Genomic DNA, 14,768 nt, shown 5'->3' with positions numbered 1-14,768 from the left:
TGTTCCATCGGTGTGATCCGTTATATTTGTAGAATAAACAGAAATGAAAAAGGTGTTAGTCATGAAATCTTTTATTGTAGTCGGAGCGGGCATCCTCGGTGCTTCAGCCGCTTATCATCTTGCAAAAAAGGGCGCGGATGTGACGTTGATCGACCGCGGAGAGCGGGGAAGGGCTACAGATGCCGCGGCTGGAATCGTCTGCCCCTGGCTTTCGCAGCGCAGAAACCAGGCATGGTACAAGCTTGCAAAAGGCGGTGCGGCGTACTATGCCGATTTAATCAAGCAGCTTGAAGCTGACGGAGAATCGGAGACGGGGTATAAACGGACAGGCGCTATCAGCTTGCATACAGACGAGCGAAAGCTGGAGAAAATGGAAGAACGGGCGCATCTAAGACGCAAGGATGCGCCTGAAATCGGCGAGATCACCCGTTTATCCCATGAGGAAACGAAGCGTTTATTTCCGCCTTTGGCAGAGGGGTACGGCTCGGTTCATATCAGCGGAGCCGCGCGCGTGAACGGAAAATTGCTCCGCCGCTCACTTGTGAACGCTGCACAAAAATACGGAGCCTCTGTTGTAGCAGGAAACGCTTCATTGCTCTATGAAGGAAACCGGGTAACAGGAATCTCTACAGCGGAAAAGAAAATATACGCTGATCAGGTGCTGATCACAGCGGGAGCATGGGCGGACGAGCTTTTGAAACCGCTCGGCGTTCGTTTTTCAGTCAGCCATCAAAAAGCGCAGATCGTTCATCTTCGTCTTCCTGATGCGGATACCGGCAGCTGGCCTGTTGTGATGCCTCCGAATGACCAATACATACTGGCATTTGAAGACGGCCGGATCGTTGCCGGCGCTACTCACGAAAATGAAGCTGAATTGGATGATCTGCGGGTAACGGCCGGCGGCCTTCACGAAATTTTTTCAAAGGCGCTTGCCGTTGCGCCGGGTTTAGAATTGAGCGAGCTGCTTGAGACGCGCGTAGGATTCAGGCCATTTACACCGGGCTTTCTCCCCGTGATCGGCTCATTGCCGAACATTTGCGGGCTGCTCGTTGCCAACGGTATCGGCGCTTCAGGGCTTACGTCAGGTCCATACCTTGGCGCGGAATTGGCAAGGCTCGCCTTGGGAGAAGAGCCTGAGCTTGATATCTCTTTATATGATCCGGCCGGCGCGCTTGAAAGTTAAATTATCATGCAGAAAAAAGTTCACTCGAAGCTAGAGTGAACTTTTTTTCTTGTTTACAGTTTTAAAATAGAAAATTTTTCAATATAAATCCATGGAGGAAAATTTTAGAAAACCATCTGACTTTCTTCGAAGTGCATGCAGTTTTTTTGGAGCGGCAGGCGTTCCGTTGAATCGGCTGCCTCTGATTCCCGAACAAATTTGGAAAATGAAGGAGGGTCGCCATGATCCAGTTTGACTTTGAGTATTACAGGCCCCAATCTGCGCAGGAAGCGGTAAAGCTCTTTCAAAGCCTGGAGCGGGATGGGAAGAAGCCGGCGTATTTTTCCGGCGGAACAGAACATTTGACGCTCGGACGGCTGAATGTGATCCATACAAATGCCGTTATCGATATTAAAGACATACCTGAGTGCAGGACTTTGCAATTTGAACGGCATCACCTTGCTTTAGGCTCAGCATTAACATTGACGGAGATCACGGAAAACGGCGGCTTTCCGCTGTTAAGCAAAGCGGCGAGAGAAGTGGCCGACCATACGGCACGTAATAAGATTACGCTTGGCGGCAATATTTGCGGGCAGATCTTTTACCGCGAAGCAGTGCTCCCTTTTTTATTAACCGACAGCAAAGTGCTGACAATCGGAGACGAGGGGGAAAAGCGCTATTTGATTCACGACGTATTTGATCAGCAGCTGAGGCTGAACAAGGGAGAAATCCTCATTTCGCTTTTGATTGAAGAACGCTATCTTCATCAGCCTTTTGCAAGCATAAAAGTGAGGCAGCAATGGGATACGGGATATCCTTTGGCGACGGTTTCGGCTCTCGAAATAGACGGACGCGTCCGCTGTGCATTCAGCGGTGTCTGCCCTTTTCCGTTTCGCTCCACTGAAGTGGAATCTGCGTTGAATGATGAGGCACTCCCTGTCGTTCAAAGGGTGGAAGAGGCGATCAACCGCTTTCCCGGCCCTGTTTTGGACGATGCGCAAGGTTCCGCTGAGTACCGCAAGTTTGTCATCAAACATACGCTGTTTGACATTCTCGGCATGCTGAAAAAGGAGACGTTTTGACAAGCGCTTGAATCCAATATTTGCAGGTCCGTGGGAATCCATGAATTTGAACTAGCCGTAAAATCGTGCTGAACAAAAAAAAGAGCGCCGGGCAGGCGCTTTTTTTGTTCAATTCAAAACGCCTGAGCCCCAAATATCCTCCGCCCATTCAGGGTGATCAATGAATGGATTGCGGTTATGCTGGTATTGCTGATAGATGATGTCGTTCCGCTTTCTTTCGAGGGCATCGACAGGGTCTTCATGGTGCCATTTCAATAAAACCGACATTTTTCCGTGGTACGGTTTAGATCCGTTGTTCGTTGTGTCGTTCATTTCAAGATCCGGATGACCGTCGTCCCCTTCATAGCGGACCGCCATATAGAAAATCATTCTGGCGACATCGCCTTTAATGCTTTTGTCAGGTTCCCAGGAATCGCCGTCATAGCGGTTTCCGGGGGAACCGGGATATGGACTGCCGCCTTCGTCAAAATCAAGGTTTCCGCGGGCGGCGTTTATTTGCACATCGCTGGGCCTGAGGTGATGCAAATCTGTTCCGGGTCCTTTGCTTGTCCCAAAATCGCCGTGCGATTTTGCCCATACGTGCTCGCGGTTCCAATCGCCCGTTTGCCCCCCGTTCGCCTGTTTAGAGCGCGACTCCCTGGAATATAAGAGAATCACGTTGTTTCGATTGGCCGGATCTTCGTCCGTTGTTTTCAGCGCTTCCCATACCTCGCTGTAAGACAGCTCTCTATGATCGTCGATCGTGTCGTGAAGCGCTTGTTTTAAAGCTTCACCTGTTTTGCCTTGCGCCTGTTCGTAGTAATCCGCCGGAGGCGAGGACTGGACATGTAAGGAAAACAGCTGAAAGGCTTCTGCGTTTTGGGTGGGCGCGCACATCGCTGACAACATCAAAATAAACGGTATGAGACACTTTCGGTTCATCTTTCGATTCCCTCCTTTTCATTTCTTTCATTATCCAATCTTTTCATGAAAAGGAAATATCATTTTGGTTACGGTTTTCTTACGGTCTTGTAAATGAAGCTTTCCACCTTTCGAGGGCTTCCAGACCGGCTTTTTCTTTCAGCTGTTTTTCCGCTGTTCGGACGCCTTCTTCGATGGCCGCGCAGTGTCCGAATAAATAATAGCGCAATGCGGCATTCATGATCACTTGTTTTCTTTCGTATTCGGTATCTGCCGATTCGTCTCCGGCGAGAACGGCGGTTATTTTTTCCGCCTGCTTCTCAGCAGACAGCGGTTTGTTGAGCTTTGCTTCATCTGCGTAAAGTCCGTATTCTTCCGGTTTTAATATAAAGGAATCGATCGCGCCGCTTTTTATCGCAAACACAAAGCTGCCTCTGTGGACCGGCACGTCTTCCGAGCCTTCCGCCCCCTGGACAATGAACACTTCTTTGTACGTCAAGCGCTGAAAAACGGGATGCATTTTCTGAATGGCCGTCCGGTGAAACGCGCCCATCATGAGCTTGTCGGCATCAGAGAAGTTGACCAGTTTTTCTGCTGTATTCAACACGGTGCGGACGCCGATTTCCTCCCGGATTTTCCTCATCCGAACAAACGGTTTACAAAATGTTTCGGCGGCGGCGAACCCGATTGAGGCCTCTTCCAGTGAGTGTGCCGTTTGCGCCGGATTGGTCTCAGAAGGGATTCCGAGCTTGTCCAAGACATCTTTTATGCTCGTTCCATACTTGGGCGGCAATGCATCACTGCCGTGGAGAAACGCAGGGATCCCGTTTCCTGCGAGAAGGAGCGAGACGGGAATGGTTGCTAAAAAAGAATGTCTTCCTGTGTAAGGTCCCGCAAAATCGATGACCGCATCTTTTACAGCTTTGGAAAGCCTCAGTGTTTCCGAGCTGTTCCGCAATGCTTCGGTAAACGCGAGCAATTCCTCAGGGGACTCTGTTTTGATCCGCTCCGCTATTAAAAATGCGGCGGTCTGAGCGGGGCTGGCATTTCCCGTAATCATCGCTTCTGCAGCCTGTTTGGCCTCTTCATAAGTTAAATCGCGGGCGCCCCTTTTTCCTCTTGCGACTTCTTTAATCCACTGCTGCAATGTGAACTCTCTCCTTTACATGCTGATCTTTCTTATGACTTTACATGAAAATGCAGAAAAGGAACAGTGGAGATTGTCAGCTTAATGATTGACAGAAAATGTGACGATTTTCTGGATGGGTCGTGTTAATTTAGGTATTTTAACTGAAAACATGCTGAAATTCAGAGGATTTTTCAATGCTATCCGTGCTGTGATCATTTAATATGTTAAAAAAGTTAACGCGAAAGAAGGGGATGAGAGAAAATGGGAATGCCGGCTTACAAAACAGAAGACGTGAAAAAGAACGAAAAACGCAAAAAAGAATTTCCACATATTTATGTCATTCTTGCTGTCATGATTGGTCTAATGGCGCTTATGACATATGTTATTCCAGCAGGCGAATATGAACGGGTGGAAAGTCCGGACGGCAGGGAAATGATCGATCCAGCCTCCTACAAACGGGTCGAACAGACGCCGGTTGATATTCTTGGCTTGCTTACGGCGGTTCCGAAAGGGATGACGGAAGCGGCTCCAATTATTGTGTTTACATTTGTGATCGGCGGTGCATTTGCCGTTCTGAGGAAAGCGTCTGTCATTGAGCTCGGTGTCCATCTGCTGGCCGATCAGTTCAGGAACAAGCCGGTTTTCGTTACGCCTGTCTTAATATTCGTTTTTTCGGGCATTTCCTGTTTTATCGGGACGCCTGAGCTTTCCATCGTTTATGTCCCTGTCATTCTTCCTCTGCTGCTGTCCTTCGGATATGACCGGATGACAGCAGCAGCAATCGCATTGTGCGGGACGATCGCCGGCTTTACGAGCGCTTTGACAAACCCTTTTACGGTGGGGACCTCACAAATGATTTCCGGTCTCCCGCTTTATTCCGGGATGGGGTACAGGGCGGTCATCTTTGTTGTCATTACGGCGATTGCCGCTGTATATGTGCTCAAATATGCAGAAAAGGTCAGGGCGCATCCTGAAAAAAGCCTGACGGGCAAGGAAGCAGTCGAACAGGTTCCGGCTTTTAAAGCAGGCGGACGGGTGAAATGGGCCGGCATCGCGGCGCTTGGGTTGTTTGTAGGCTTGATTGGCTGTGTGATTTATTTCAGGTGGGACATGCTGACAATGGCGGGCTATTTCCTGGCGCTCGGCATCATTCCTGCTTACATTGCCGGTATGAGCTCGAGAGACATTGCCGAGTCCTTTAATGAAGGTTTTAAAGAAGTGCTCGTCGGTGCGATGATTTGCGGCATTGCAAGAGCTGCAGCGGTCGTTATGGCGGACGGGCAGATTATGGATACGATGGTTTACGGCTTGTCCCATGCGGTCTCACAGTTTCCTTCTTATTTAACGGTGATGGCTATGCTATTGACACAGATGCTGTTTAACTTTTTTGTTCCAAGCGGAAGCGGACAGGCATTAATTATGATGCCGATTATGGCGCCTTTGGCTGATATCGTCGGAATTACGCGGCAGACGGCGATTCTGGCCTTTCAATTCGGAGACGGTTTTTCAAACATCGTCTTTCCGACATCAGGTTACTTTATGGCGACGCTTGCGATCAGCCGGATTGCCTGGAACAAATGGCTGAGATTCATCCTTCCGCTGTTTTGCCTCTGGATGGGAGCGGCCATGATTTTCCTGATGTTTGCTAATGCCGTTGGCTGGTCGTAAATGGATAAAAAGGCGGGGAATCCTCCGCTTTTTTATTTTCCCATTCTCCCTTGAGAAGAAAAAATATGCAAAAATATGAAAAAACTAGACTTTAAACCTATCTGTGGATATACTAATTTAGTAATTGTTCGAATTTAAGATTGTCCGGTATTTCCGGGCTGAAGGAAGGTATCCGCGGATGAAAAAGATGGCCAGACTGTATATTCTCATGCTGAACGTATTCATCGTTATGCTTGGTATAGGCTTGATTATTCCACTCATGCCTACGTTTATAGAAGAATTCGGCGCGTCAGGCAGCACGCTCGGATTGCTGATTGCGGCTTCGGGGATTACCCAGCTGCTGTTTTCGCCCGCTGCCGGGGAAATGACTGATAAATACGGAAGACGGAAAATGATCATTTTAGGCATCGGTGCGTTTGCGGTTTCCCAGCTGCTTTTCGCCTTGGCGAGCCAGATGTGGCTGCTGTTTGTTTCCCGCCTTCTCGGCGGAGCGGGAGCCGCGTTTTTGGTGCCGGCCATGTTTGCCTACATCGCTGACATCACGTCAGAAAAGGATCGAAGCAAAGGGATGGGGCTGATCAGCGCCGCGATGTCTCTAGGCTTTGTCATCGGTCCGGGAGCAGGCGGATATTTGGCGGCGTTCGGGCTCACCTTCCCGTTTTACGTGTCAGCCGGATTAGCCGGCTTGGCGACGGTTTTATCGCTTCTTGTCCTTCCGGAAACGCTCAGTCAAGAAAAGATGCTTGAAAAGCGCCGCTCCGCTCAAAAGCGCGAACCGCTTCCTAAGCAAATGGCGCGCGCGCTGCGATCGCCGTATGCTTTTCTGTTTGTTCTCGTGTTCATCTTGAACTTCGGAATCATGAATTTCGAGGCGGTATTCAGCCTTTATGTCGATCATAAGCACGGCTTCACACCGGGAGACATTGCCTTTGTCATTACAGCGGCAAGTTTGATCGGCGTATTCGTCCAGGCGGTGGCTCTCGGGATGCTGACGAACCGCTTCGGCGAAAAAAAGCTGATGAACATGACGCTGATCGGTTCTGCCGGAGCGCTTGCCGTCTGCTCGATTGCCGGTTCGTACTGGCTCGTTTTCGGAGCAACGATTGTTTTCTTCATGCTGACGTCCATCCTCCGTCCGGCGATTAATACGCTGATTTCAAAAATGGCCGGTGATGAACAGGGCTTTGCCGCAGGCATGAACAATGCGTTTATGAGTCTTGCCAACATCGTTGGACCGACGGTGGCCGGTCTGTTATTCGATGTGAACGTAGAAATTCCATATATTTTTGGTGCGGTCGTTCTCGTGCTCAGCTTTTTGGCGGCAGTCAGCTGGGGACGGAAGCAGCAGGCACGCACAATTCCCGAAAAAGTATAAGGGAGCCGGCACATATGCCGGCTTTTTTCTATAGTGAAATGCTCAAATCATCAGCTTTACATCCTCCGATTGCCGCGCGGAAAAAAACTGTTGAAATTTCTTATAACCCAAGCAGCATTTGAATTCTGAGCGCCAGTCTCAAGCGCAGGGTCGTGTCCGCATCTTTCAGACTTTTCCCGAGCAGTTCCTCGCATTTTTCAAGCCTGTAGATGACGGTGTTTCTGTGGATGTACAGGCGCTTGGCTGTTTCAGAAATCTGACAGTGCGTTTCCAGATAGACGGACAATGTTTGCAGGAGCCCTGGGTCATCCTTCGGCAGGCTGGCAAGCTGATGCAGCGCATGCGTGTAAAATGTCTTCAAATCATCAGCCGGAATCATGCGCAAAAGCTCTGACACGTCTTTCATATGATACGTCTGAATGAACTCGGTGCTGCCTGACAAATGGCCGGAGTGGAGCGCGTCGACGGCTTCTTTGCAAATGTGTGGAACGTCGCTCAGCTGATGGCTGAGGTTGCTGATTCCGAAAGAGATCGTCCGCTGAAAATGCTCATATGCATGGCGCTGAAACGTCTTTAAAAATCCGCCCACGGCTGCATTCATTTCAGCCCAGCTGTCCGTCGCCTCGGCCAGCAGGAAGCATACGTTTCCTTTTGTGAAAAGGTGCGGGGGAAACGGGAACTCAACCAGCTCTTCTTCCAGGCGCTCGAACACGGAATCTGATTCAAGCTGATTCTCCGTGAAGCTGAGTGATTTTTCGCGGCGGTCCAATTTGCCGGCGATGCACACATATTTTTGATCCCACTTGAGCTGAAATTCTTTGGCCCGGTTTTTGATTTCTTCAGCCGAAGAAAAGGCGCCGTCTAAAAAATTGCTGAAAAACTCGTTCCGCGCTCTTCGTGAATATTGCTTGAGCGCATTTTCCTTCATCAGCTCAAAGGCGATGACATTGGCGGCTTGTTCGAGTGTTAACAGCAAGCCTTTGTCTGAAGCGGTAATCATTCCACAGATAACGAGGAAGCCGCTTTTTTTTTCATGAGTATAGATTGGAAATACCGAATAGGTTTGTTTGTCGGAAAGCGTTGAAAAGCAGGAGAACCCCGTTTTGCTTCCTTTTTGAAATATTCCTTCATAAAGCGAAAGCGTCCCGGCTGCTTCCGCTTTTGAGGAGGCGATCGGCTTGAGGTGCTGATTGAATAAAAGAACGGGAAGGTTCAAAACAGCAGAGACGTTATGCAAGAGCGATTGAATGCTTTTTCCGCTCATAATATGGCTTGTGAACTTTTTTTGGGCGGTGATGGCCTGTTCGAGTTCTGCCGTCCGTTTGTCTAAAATATGGCTCAGTGTATGATTGACAATATCACCGAGGCGGACATCTTCATTTAGCTCGATGATCGGAAAAGACTGCTCGTCGGCAAGCTTGATCACCTCTTCGGGTATTTCCTGCAAAAAACGCGTTTTGATGCCGAGTCCGGCGCAGCCCCGCCTGATCATCTTTTCAATCAATTCCTTCAATAAAAAAGGCCGGTCTTTCAAATGATAAGCGGTCGTGACGAGGAGCTCGCCATGATGCAGATAATCGGCAATATCTGGTGCATCCATCATATTGATGTGTTCGATGTTCCGGGTCCCGCCCGTTTTTCCGGCGGCAAGCATTGCGCCATTAAACACGGGGAGTTTCATCATGTCATAGATATTCATTGATCTGTACAGACCTCCTTTGTCATTTTAGTCATTTTCAACAAAAAACGAGCGAATTTATGACATTTATGCCGATGCTTATTTTTTATGTTACCAGTAAACTTGTATTTATATATAAAGTTGTAAAGAAATATAACAAGAAAAAAGAAAGGAAGCTTCTTTACATGACAATTGGCGAAATGAATATTCCGAAACGAACAATTATGACTCCTGGTCCTGTTGAGGTTCATCCGAGAGTGCTGAGGGCGCTTTCCTCACCTGTACTGGGACAATTCGACCCTGCATTTACAGACATGATGAACGACGTCATGGCGCTGCTCCGGCAGATTTTCCGAACGACAAATAAATGGGCATTTCCGATAGATGGGACATCGCGGGCCGGGCTTGAAGCCGTCCTTGCCAGTCTCATCAAACCGGGGGACCGGGTGCTCATTCCCATTTTCGGACGGTTCGGCTATCTGCTTGCCGAGATTTGCGAACGGTACCGGGCTGATGTTTATACAATGGAATGCCCATGGGGAGACGTTTTTGAACCGAAAGAGATCATCTCCGAAATCAAACGGACGAAACCGGAGATTGTTGCGGTAGTGCACGGTGAGACATCGACGGGATGCATTCAGCCGCTCGAAGAAATCGGCCGGGCCTGCCGGGAGCTTGATGTGCTTTGTGTAGTCGATGCGGTGGCTACAATCGGCGGCACGGATGTCAATACGGATGAATGGTGCCTTGACGCGGTCGTCGGAGGTACGCAAAAGTGTTTATCCGTTCCTTCCGGTATGGCGCCGATCACTTTTAACAGCCGGGTTGAAAAGCGCATCAATGAAAGGAAAAAGGTAGAACGGGGCATTGCCACAAGAGAAGATATCGAGCTTGAAACAGGACGCTTGCCGATTCCCAGCAATTATTTTGACCTCGGCATGCTGATGGATTATTGGAGCCCGAGGCGCCTCAATCATCATACAGAAGCGACTTCGATGCTGTACGGCTTGCGCGAAGGAGCGAGGGTCGTTCTTGAGGAGGGACTCCGCGAGCGATTCTCAAGACACCGGCTCCATGAAGCAGCGCTCATCAAGGGCATCAAAGCGATGGGACTCGAACTGTTTACGGAAGGCCGGAAAAAGCTGCCGACCGTCACTTGTGTGAAAGTGCCTGATCGGGTTGACGCGGATCTTGTCAGGAAGATGATGCTCGACGACTTCGGCGTCGAAATCGCCAGCTCTTTCGGGCCGTTGGCCGGAAAGATATGGAGAATCGGGACGATGGGGTACAGCTGCCGGAAAGAAAATGTTCTTTTTACATTGGCAGCTCTCGAAGCGGTTCTCATACGGACAGGTGCTTCTGTATCGCCGGGAAATGCGCTTCAGGCGGCTCTGGATTTCTATCATGAGTAGGCTAATCTCATGAAAACGTTTGACTTGCTTTTGAAAGGCGCTTCCGTCGTGTGACCGGAAGGCGTAAGGAAAACCGATATCGGCGTCAAAAACGGGATGATTGCTGAGCTAGGCGTGCATGATGCGGTGCGGCCGAAAATTTTTTCAAGCCGAAGGCCAATACCAATACATTTTTTCGGGAACCGTCGATTTTCAGCGAGCCGGCAGGGCGAAATGGACGGCGCTCGCCCCTGCCAGACGGTTTGGCCTCGGAAATCGAAAAGGGCAGATCAAGATCGGCTGTGAGGCCGATGTTGCGATCGTCAGCCTGAATGAAACGTATACCGTTACAAATACAGTATGTTTGCACAGCATAAAGAAAGCCTGTACGAAGAACATGTTTTCCCGTGCCGCATAACGGCGGCATTTAATAGAGGAAGGCTCGTGTTTGACGGCTCCGACACACGCGGGGCAGCAGGCGGAACATGGCTGAACGAAAGAGAAGCAAAAGCAGTTCACTGGTGCAAAAAAACAGCCTGCGATCAGGCTGTTTTTTTTGTGATGATCAGCAAAATAATTTGTGACATCAATTATAATTTGAAAAATTTTGCAGAGGTTTATGCTATATTAGACTTGTGAATAAAATAAAGGAGGTATCAAGGTAGAAGAGGCGGAAATAATGACAGCGCCTCCAATCGCTAGCAAAAGAAGAAGTTGCAAAACAGTCAAATATCTCCATTCAGAGAAAATAAACTTACACTGATCCACCTCATGAGCCTACTTCCCCAGAAAATAAAGATTACCTCTCTCGTTAACGCTTTCAGGACCGGCTCCTAAAATATGAATAAACGGTGTCCCGGAAAGCTGAAATACATAAAAATAGAAACTCAATGCTGTGCTTAGGAAAAATGATTTTAAGGAGAGAATAATGAAGAAAAAACGGTTCGGAATCTTGTTCTTAGTTCTTTTTTTGTTACTGTTTAATACAGCTTCACAAGCGGCTGATCCAAATCAAAAAACAACTGAAGAAGTACTTCTGACGCCTTTGATAAGTTTGGTTTAGTTAGTTCTGTGATTGGAAAAACAGACCCAGTTATATCAATCGGCCTAGATGATACTCGCAGCGAAGAAAAACTCCGAGAATACTTAGATGAGAACTTACCTCCAGATGCAAAAGAGAAATACGAAATTGAAATTATTAAAAGAAATGTCGAAGAAATGAAGAAGGAAATCCGTGAGAATCTAAAACAAGAGAACTAATCAAAAAAGCAGGCTGAGAGGCCTGCTTTTCCGTGGTTGTGTGTGAGTTCCTTCTGGTACAATGCGATCGATCTGTTCCCATTCCTATTCCAACGATCTTAAATAACCGGCCAATACAGAATCGATCATTTCAGCCGTCAGCCTTTCAGGGTTCATGATCAAATGAAGCGCCAGTCCGTCGACAAGGGCGTACAGGTGCTCGGTTTCCTTTAGAACATCGATCCCCGGCTTTGCACCAGTTTTCACCAGCATTTCAACAGCCGATTTGCAGGCTGAATAAATGCCTTCATTCATCTCCTTTCTCAACGGTTTGAGCTCCGGATCGCTGAGCGATTTGGCTGTAAATGCATACCATGCTTCCATTTCCAGTTTTCGCTCTTCATCAAGAGGCATAAGCTGAAAAAGAAGCTGTTTGACGTTTTCAGCCGGTGGACCGTTAAATGTCATGTTTTCAATACGCGTTTTGACCCGGTTTGCCACAAGCCTCATTGAATAAATGAAAAGCTCAGACTGATGAGGAAAATAATGGCGCATCGACCCGGCCGAAAGTCCGGCTTCCTTAGCGACATTTCTGACGGTGCATTGTTCAAGTCCATCTCTGTGAATCACATTCCACACCGCTTCTGCAATTTTTTCTTTTTGTTTTTCGTGATCAACAATTTTTGGCATACACACATTATAACACGGCTGTATTATTTAATACATCTGTGTTATAATTTTTTAGTACAAATGTGTTAAAAAAGAGAGGCGGATAAAAGGTGATTGGTTTATTGATTATAGCCTGTGAGATCGGTTTTTGGATTTTTATTATGCTTGGACTTATCTTTCGCTATATGGCAGGCTGGAAAAAGGCTGGCTTGATCATGTTTGCATGCACACCGGTTTTGGATTTGCTGCTTTTGGCTGCAACGGCGCTTGATCTGCACAATGGGGCACAAGCGGATGTTTTGCACGGCATCGCCGCCGTTTATATCGGCGTCAGCATCGCGTTCGGGAGCCGCATGATCAAATGGGCGGATGAAAGGTTCGCCTATCGCTTTGCCGGCGGTTCGAAGCCTGACAAAGGCCCGCAGTACGGCAGGGAACATGCCAAAAAAGAGCGTGAAGGCTGGTTGCGACATTTTATCGCATGGCTGATCGGAGCGGCGCTGTTGGCCGGGATGCATCTGTTCATCGGCGACCCGGATAGAACCGGGCCGTTAATCCGCATCGCTTCTTTATGGTCGATCATCCTTGTTATCGATTTTCTGTACAGTTTCAGCTTTACCCTTTTTCCGAAGAAAGCCCGTTAAAAGAAGCCGGATGTCCGGCTTCTTTTTCATGTTCAAGTATCCCGCCGCTGAAAAAGGAAATGCTACAAGCAGACCTGGATCAAGATTTTCGAAAAAAACCTGTGATAAACTAAAAGAAGAGGTGAACTGCATTGATTTATATTGGATTAACAGGATGGGGGGATCATGACAGCCTGTATCCGCCCAAGACAAGCAGTCAAAACAAGCTGACCCACTATTCGGCGCATTTTCCGATCGTCGAGCTTGATGCGAGTTTTTACGCGATACAGCCCGAGCGGAACAATGAAAAATGGGTAAAGGAGACGCCGGAAACCTTTCAGTTTATCATTAAGGCATATCAGGGAATGACAGGGCATCAGCGCGGGGAAATCCCCTTTGAAACGAAAGACGATATGTTTGCTGCTTTTAAGCTTTCGTTAACGCCATACATAAAAGCGGGTAAGCTGGCGATGGTCCTCTTTCAGTTTCCGCCATGGTTTGATTGCAAAAAAGAAAACGTCAATTATTTAAGATGGGTAAAAGAGAAAATGGGAGATATACCGTGTGCGCTTGAATTCAGGCATCGGTCATGGTTTATGCCCCAGTTTTACGACAAAACGCTTGCTTTTATGGAGGAACAGCAATGGATTCACAGCATTTGCGATGAACCCCAGGCGGGCGAAGGCAGCATACCGACGGTTCTTCATGCGACTGACAGCCGGAAAACGCTCGTCCGTTTTCACGGCCGCAACAAGGAAGGCTGGTTAAGGCCGTCTTCCGGTCAAAATTGGCGTGAGGTCAGATATTTGTATTTATATAATGAACAAGAATTAAAAGACTGGAAGAACAACCTTGAGCTGCTTGAACAGCAGTCGAAAAATGTTTACGTGCTGTTTAATAACAATTCAGGCGGTGATGCGGCTCAAAACGGGAAGCAAATGATGGAGCTGCTCGACATTGAATACAAAGGGCTTACGCCAAGGCAGCTCGATTTATTCAGCTAGAAAAGAGGACTTATTTTATGGAATATCTTATCTTGATCATACTCGGATTTATCGCAGGAACCATCGGCAGTCTTGTCGGGCTCGGCGGAGGGATCGTCATCGTTCCCTCGCTCCTTTTTCTGGCGGGTCTGCCGATGCTGTTTGACCATGTGACACCGCAAATGGCGGTCGGCACATCGCTCGTCGTCATCATATTCACAGGGCTTTCTTCAACGCTTGCGTATATGAAGTATAAAACCGTAGATTATAAAAGCGGCCTTATTTTTTTCATCGGCTCGGGGCCGGGCAGCATCGCAGGTGCCCATGTATCGACATATTTCAGCTCAGACTCGTTTTCTCTATGGTTCGGGATTTTTATGATTCTCATTTCCCTTTCCTTAATGATAAAGAAAAAGGTGAAACCTGCCGAGAAAAAGCATACGGGCGTTATCAGAACGTTCACAGGAGATGAAGGACAGGAATATACGTATTCATATCATCCTTTAGCCGGAATCGCGATCGCCTTTTTCGTCGGCTTCCTCGGCGGGCTTTTCGGCATCGGGGGCGGCTCGCTGATGGTGCCGGCGATGATTCTTCTGTTTTTATTTCCGACAAGGGTCGCTGTTGCGACATCCATGTTTATCATTTTCCTTTCATCTGTCGCGGGCTCTGCCGGCCATGTCATCGCGGGCCATGTCAACTGGCTTTATGCGCTCGCATTGATCCCGGGCGCCTGGTTTGGCGGACAGCTCGGCGCCTACATTAACAAAAAGATGCAGACAAAGACGATCGTATTGATCATGAGGTTCGTATTGATCATCATTGGAATCAGATTAATCTATCAAGGCGTGTTTAGTTAAACGTTAGGG

The 14,768-nt window shown here is 48.2% G+C and carries 14 protein-coding genes; 10 read left to right on the top strand and 4 right to left on the bottom strand.

The annotated features are described in order from the left end of the window. Positions 1-61 precede the first annotated feature (61 nt). The gene (locus MKX80_RS17980; RefSeq protein WP_268342860.1) at positions 62-1,183 is read left to right on the top strand and encodes an FAD-binding oxidoreductase; all 1,122 of its coding nucleotides are present in this window, start codon (positions 62-64) and stop codon (positions 1,181-1,183) included. 221 nt (positions 1,184-1,404) lie between these two features. Next, on the top strand, positions 1,405-2,244 hold the full coding sequence (locus MKX80_RS17975) for an FAD binding domain-containing protein (RefSeq protein ID WP_339227315.1): 840 nt from the start codon (positions 1,405-1,407) through the stop codon (positions 2,242-2,244). Positions 2,245-2,352: 108 nt separating this feature from the next. Here the strand turns inward: MKX80_RS17975 and MKX80_RS17970 are convergent, their stop codons facing one another. Then, entirely contained in the window at positions 2,353-3,165 is an 813-nt protein-coding gene (locus MKX80_RS17970; RefSeq protein WP_268342516.1) for an endonuclease, read from the bottom strand. A gap of 79 nt (positions 3,166-3,244) precedes the next feature. Then, complete coding sequence (locus MKX80_RS17965) at positions 3,245-4,291, bottom strand: anthranilate phosphoribosyltransferase (RefSeq protein WP_268310699.1); 1,047 nt, start codon at positions 4,289-4,291, stop codon at positions 3,245-3,247. Between the two features lie 243 nt (positions 4,292-4,534). Here MKX80_RS17965 and MKX80_RS17960 point away from each other — a divergent pair, with 243 nt between their 5' ends. Then, positions 4,535-5,941 (top strand): AbgT family transporter, encoded by a 1,407-nt coding sequence (locus MKX80_RS17960; protein ID WP_268342517.1) that lies wholly within the window; start codon positions 4,535-4,537, stop codon positions 5,939-5,941. A 178-nt stretch (positions 5,942-6,119) separates the two neighbouring features. Then, positions 6,120-7,316: an MFS transporter gene (locus tag MKX80_RS17955; protein WP_154997986.1), complete on the top strand. Its 1,197-nt coding sequence runs from the start codon at positions 6,120-6,122 to the stop codon at positions 7,314-7,316. A gap of 100 nt (positions 7,317-7,416) precedes the next feature. On the opposite strand, the gene MKX80_RS17950 is transcribed toward MKX80_RS17955, so the two are convergent. Then, a complete protein-coding gene (locus MKX80_RS17950; protein ID WP_216929599.1) occupies positions 7,417-9,015 on the bottom strand; it encodes a PucR family transcriptional regulator in 1,599 nt (532 codons plus the stop codon). 164 nt (positions 9,016-9,179) lie between these two features. Between MKX80_RS17950 and MKX80_RS17945 the strand changes: the two genes are divergently transcribed. The 3 genes from MKX80_RS17945 (at position 9,180) to MKX80_RS17935 (ending at position 11,645) form a co-directional block, all read left to right on the top strand. Next, positions 9,180-10,406 carry an alanine--glyoxylate aminotransferase family protein gene (locus MKX80_RS17945; protein WP_154999130.1) on the top strand — a complete coding sequence of 409 codons (1,227 nt, stop codon included), beginning with the start codon at positions 9,180-9,182 and terminating at the stop codon, positions 10,404-10,406. Positions 10,407-10,524: 118 nt separating this feature from the next. After that, positions 10,525-10,803 carry a hypothetical protein gene (locus MKX80_RS17940; protein ID WP_268352803.1) on the top strand — a complete coding sequence of 93 codons (279 nt, stop codon included), beginning with the start codon at positions 10,525-10,527 and terminating at the stop codon, positions 10,801-10,803. 653 nt (positions 10,804-11,456) lie between these two features. Beyond that, a complete protein-coding gene (locus MKX80_RS17935) occupies positions 11,457-11,645 on the top strand; it encodes a hypothetical protein (RefSeq protein ID WP_234112240.1) in 189 nt (62 codons plus the stop codon). Between the two features lie 84 nt (positions 11,646-11,729). Here MKX80_RS17935 and MKX80_RS17930 read toward each other — a convergent pair whose 3' ends face one another. Next, positions 11,730-12,314, bottom strand: coding sequence for a TetR family transcriptional regulator C-terminal domain-containing protein (locus MKX80_RS17930; RefSeq protein WP_154999132.1), 585 nt, complete (start codon positions 12,312-12,314; stop codon positions 11,730-11,732). An 89-nt stretch (positions 12,315-12,403) separates the two neighbouring features. Here MKX80_RS17930 and MKX80_RS17925 point away from each other — a divergent pair, with 89 nt between their 5' ends. The 3 genes from MKX80_RS17925 to MKX80_RS17915 all read left to right on the top strand — a co-directional run bounded on the left by MKX80_RS17925 (position 12,404) and on the right by MKX80_RS17915 (position 14,759). Next, the gene (locus tag MKX80_RS17925) at positions 12,404-12,937 is read left to right on the top strand and encodes a hypothetical protein (protein ID WP_182070116.1); all 534 of its coding nucleotides are present in this window, start codon (positions 12,404-12,406) and stop codon (positions 12,935-12,937) included. A gap of 131 nt (positions 12,938-13,068) precedes the next feature. Further along, on the top strand, positions 13,069-13,920 hold the full coding sequence (locus MKX80_RS17920; RefSeq protein ID WP_154999134.1) for a DUF72 domain-containing protein: 852 nt from the start codon (positions 13,069-13,071) through the stop codon (positions 13,918-13,920). Positions 13,921-13,937: 17 nt separating this feature from the next. Further along, a complete protein-coding gene (locus MKX80_RS17915) occupies positions 13,938-14,759 on the top strand; it encodes a sulfite exporter TauE/SafE family protein (RefSeq protein ID WP_154999135.1) in 822 nt (273 codons plus the stop codon). The last annotated feature ends 9 nt before the right edge of the window (positions 14,760-14,768 follow it).

This window comes from Bacillus sp. FSL K6-0972, assembly GCF_037976035.1.
Lineage (GTDB): Bacteria > Bacillota > Bacilli > Bacillales > Bacillaceae > Bacillus > Bacillus haynesii.
This window is presented reverse-complemented; position numbering and strand designations above follow the sequence as displayed.

Coding starts and splice junctions, on each gene's coding strand:
- MKX80_RS17945 (WP_154999130.1), top strand. CDS start 9,180: ATGACAATTGGCGAAATGAATATTCCGAAACGAACAATTATGACTCCT.
- MKX80_RS17975 (WP_339227315.1), top strand. CDS start 1,405: ATGATCCAGTTTGACTTTGAGTATTACAGGCCCCAATCTGCGCAGGAA.
- MKX80_RS17980 (WP_268342860.1), top strand. CDS start 62: ATGAAATCTTTTATTGTAGTCGGAGCGGGCATCCTCGGTGCTTCAGCC.
- MKX80_RS17930 (WP_154999132.1), bottom strand. CDS start 12,314: ATGCCAAAAATTGTTGATCACGAAAAACAAAAAGAAAAAATTGCAGAA.
- MKX80_RS17950 (WP_216929599.1), bottom strand. CDS start 9,015: ATGAATATCTATGACATGATGAAACTCCCCGTGTTTAATGGCGCAATG.
- MKX80_RS17955 (WP_154997986.1), top strand. CDS start 6,120: ATGAAAAAGATGGCCAGACTGTATATTCTCATGCTGAACGTATTCATC.
- MKX80_RS17940 (WP_268352803.1), top strand. CDS start 10,525: ATGATGCGGTGCGGCCGAAAATTTTTTCAAGCCGAAGGCCAATACCAA.
- MKX80_RS17915 (WP_154999135.1), top strand. CDS start 13,938: ATGGAATATCTTATCTTGATCATACTCGGATTTATCGCAGGAACCATC.
- MKX80_RS17970 (WP_268342516.1), bottom strand. CDS start 3,165: ATGAACCGAAAGTGTCTCATACCGTTTATTTTGATGTTGTCAGCGATG.
- MKX80_RS17960 (WP_268342517.1), top strand. CDS start 4,535: ATGGGAATGCCGGCTTACAAAACAGAAGACGTGAAAAAGAACGAAAAA.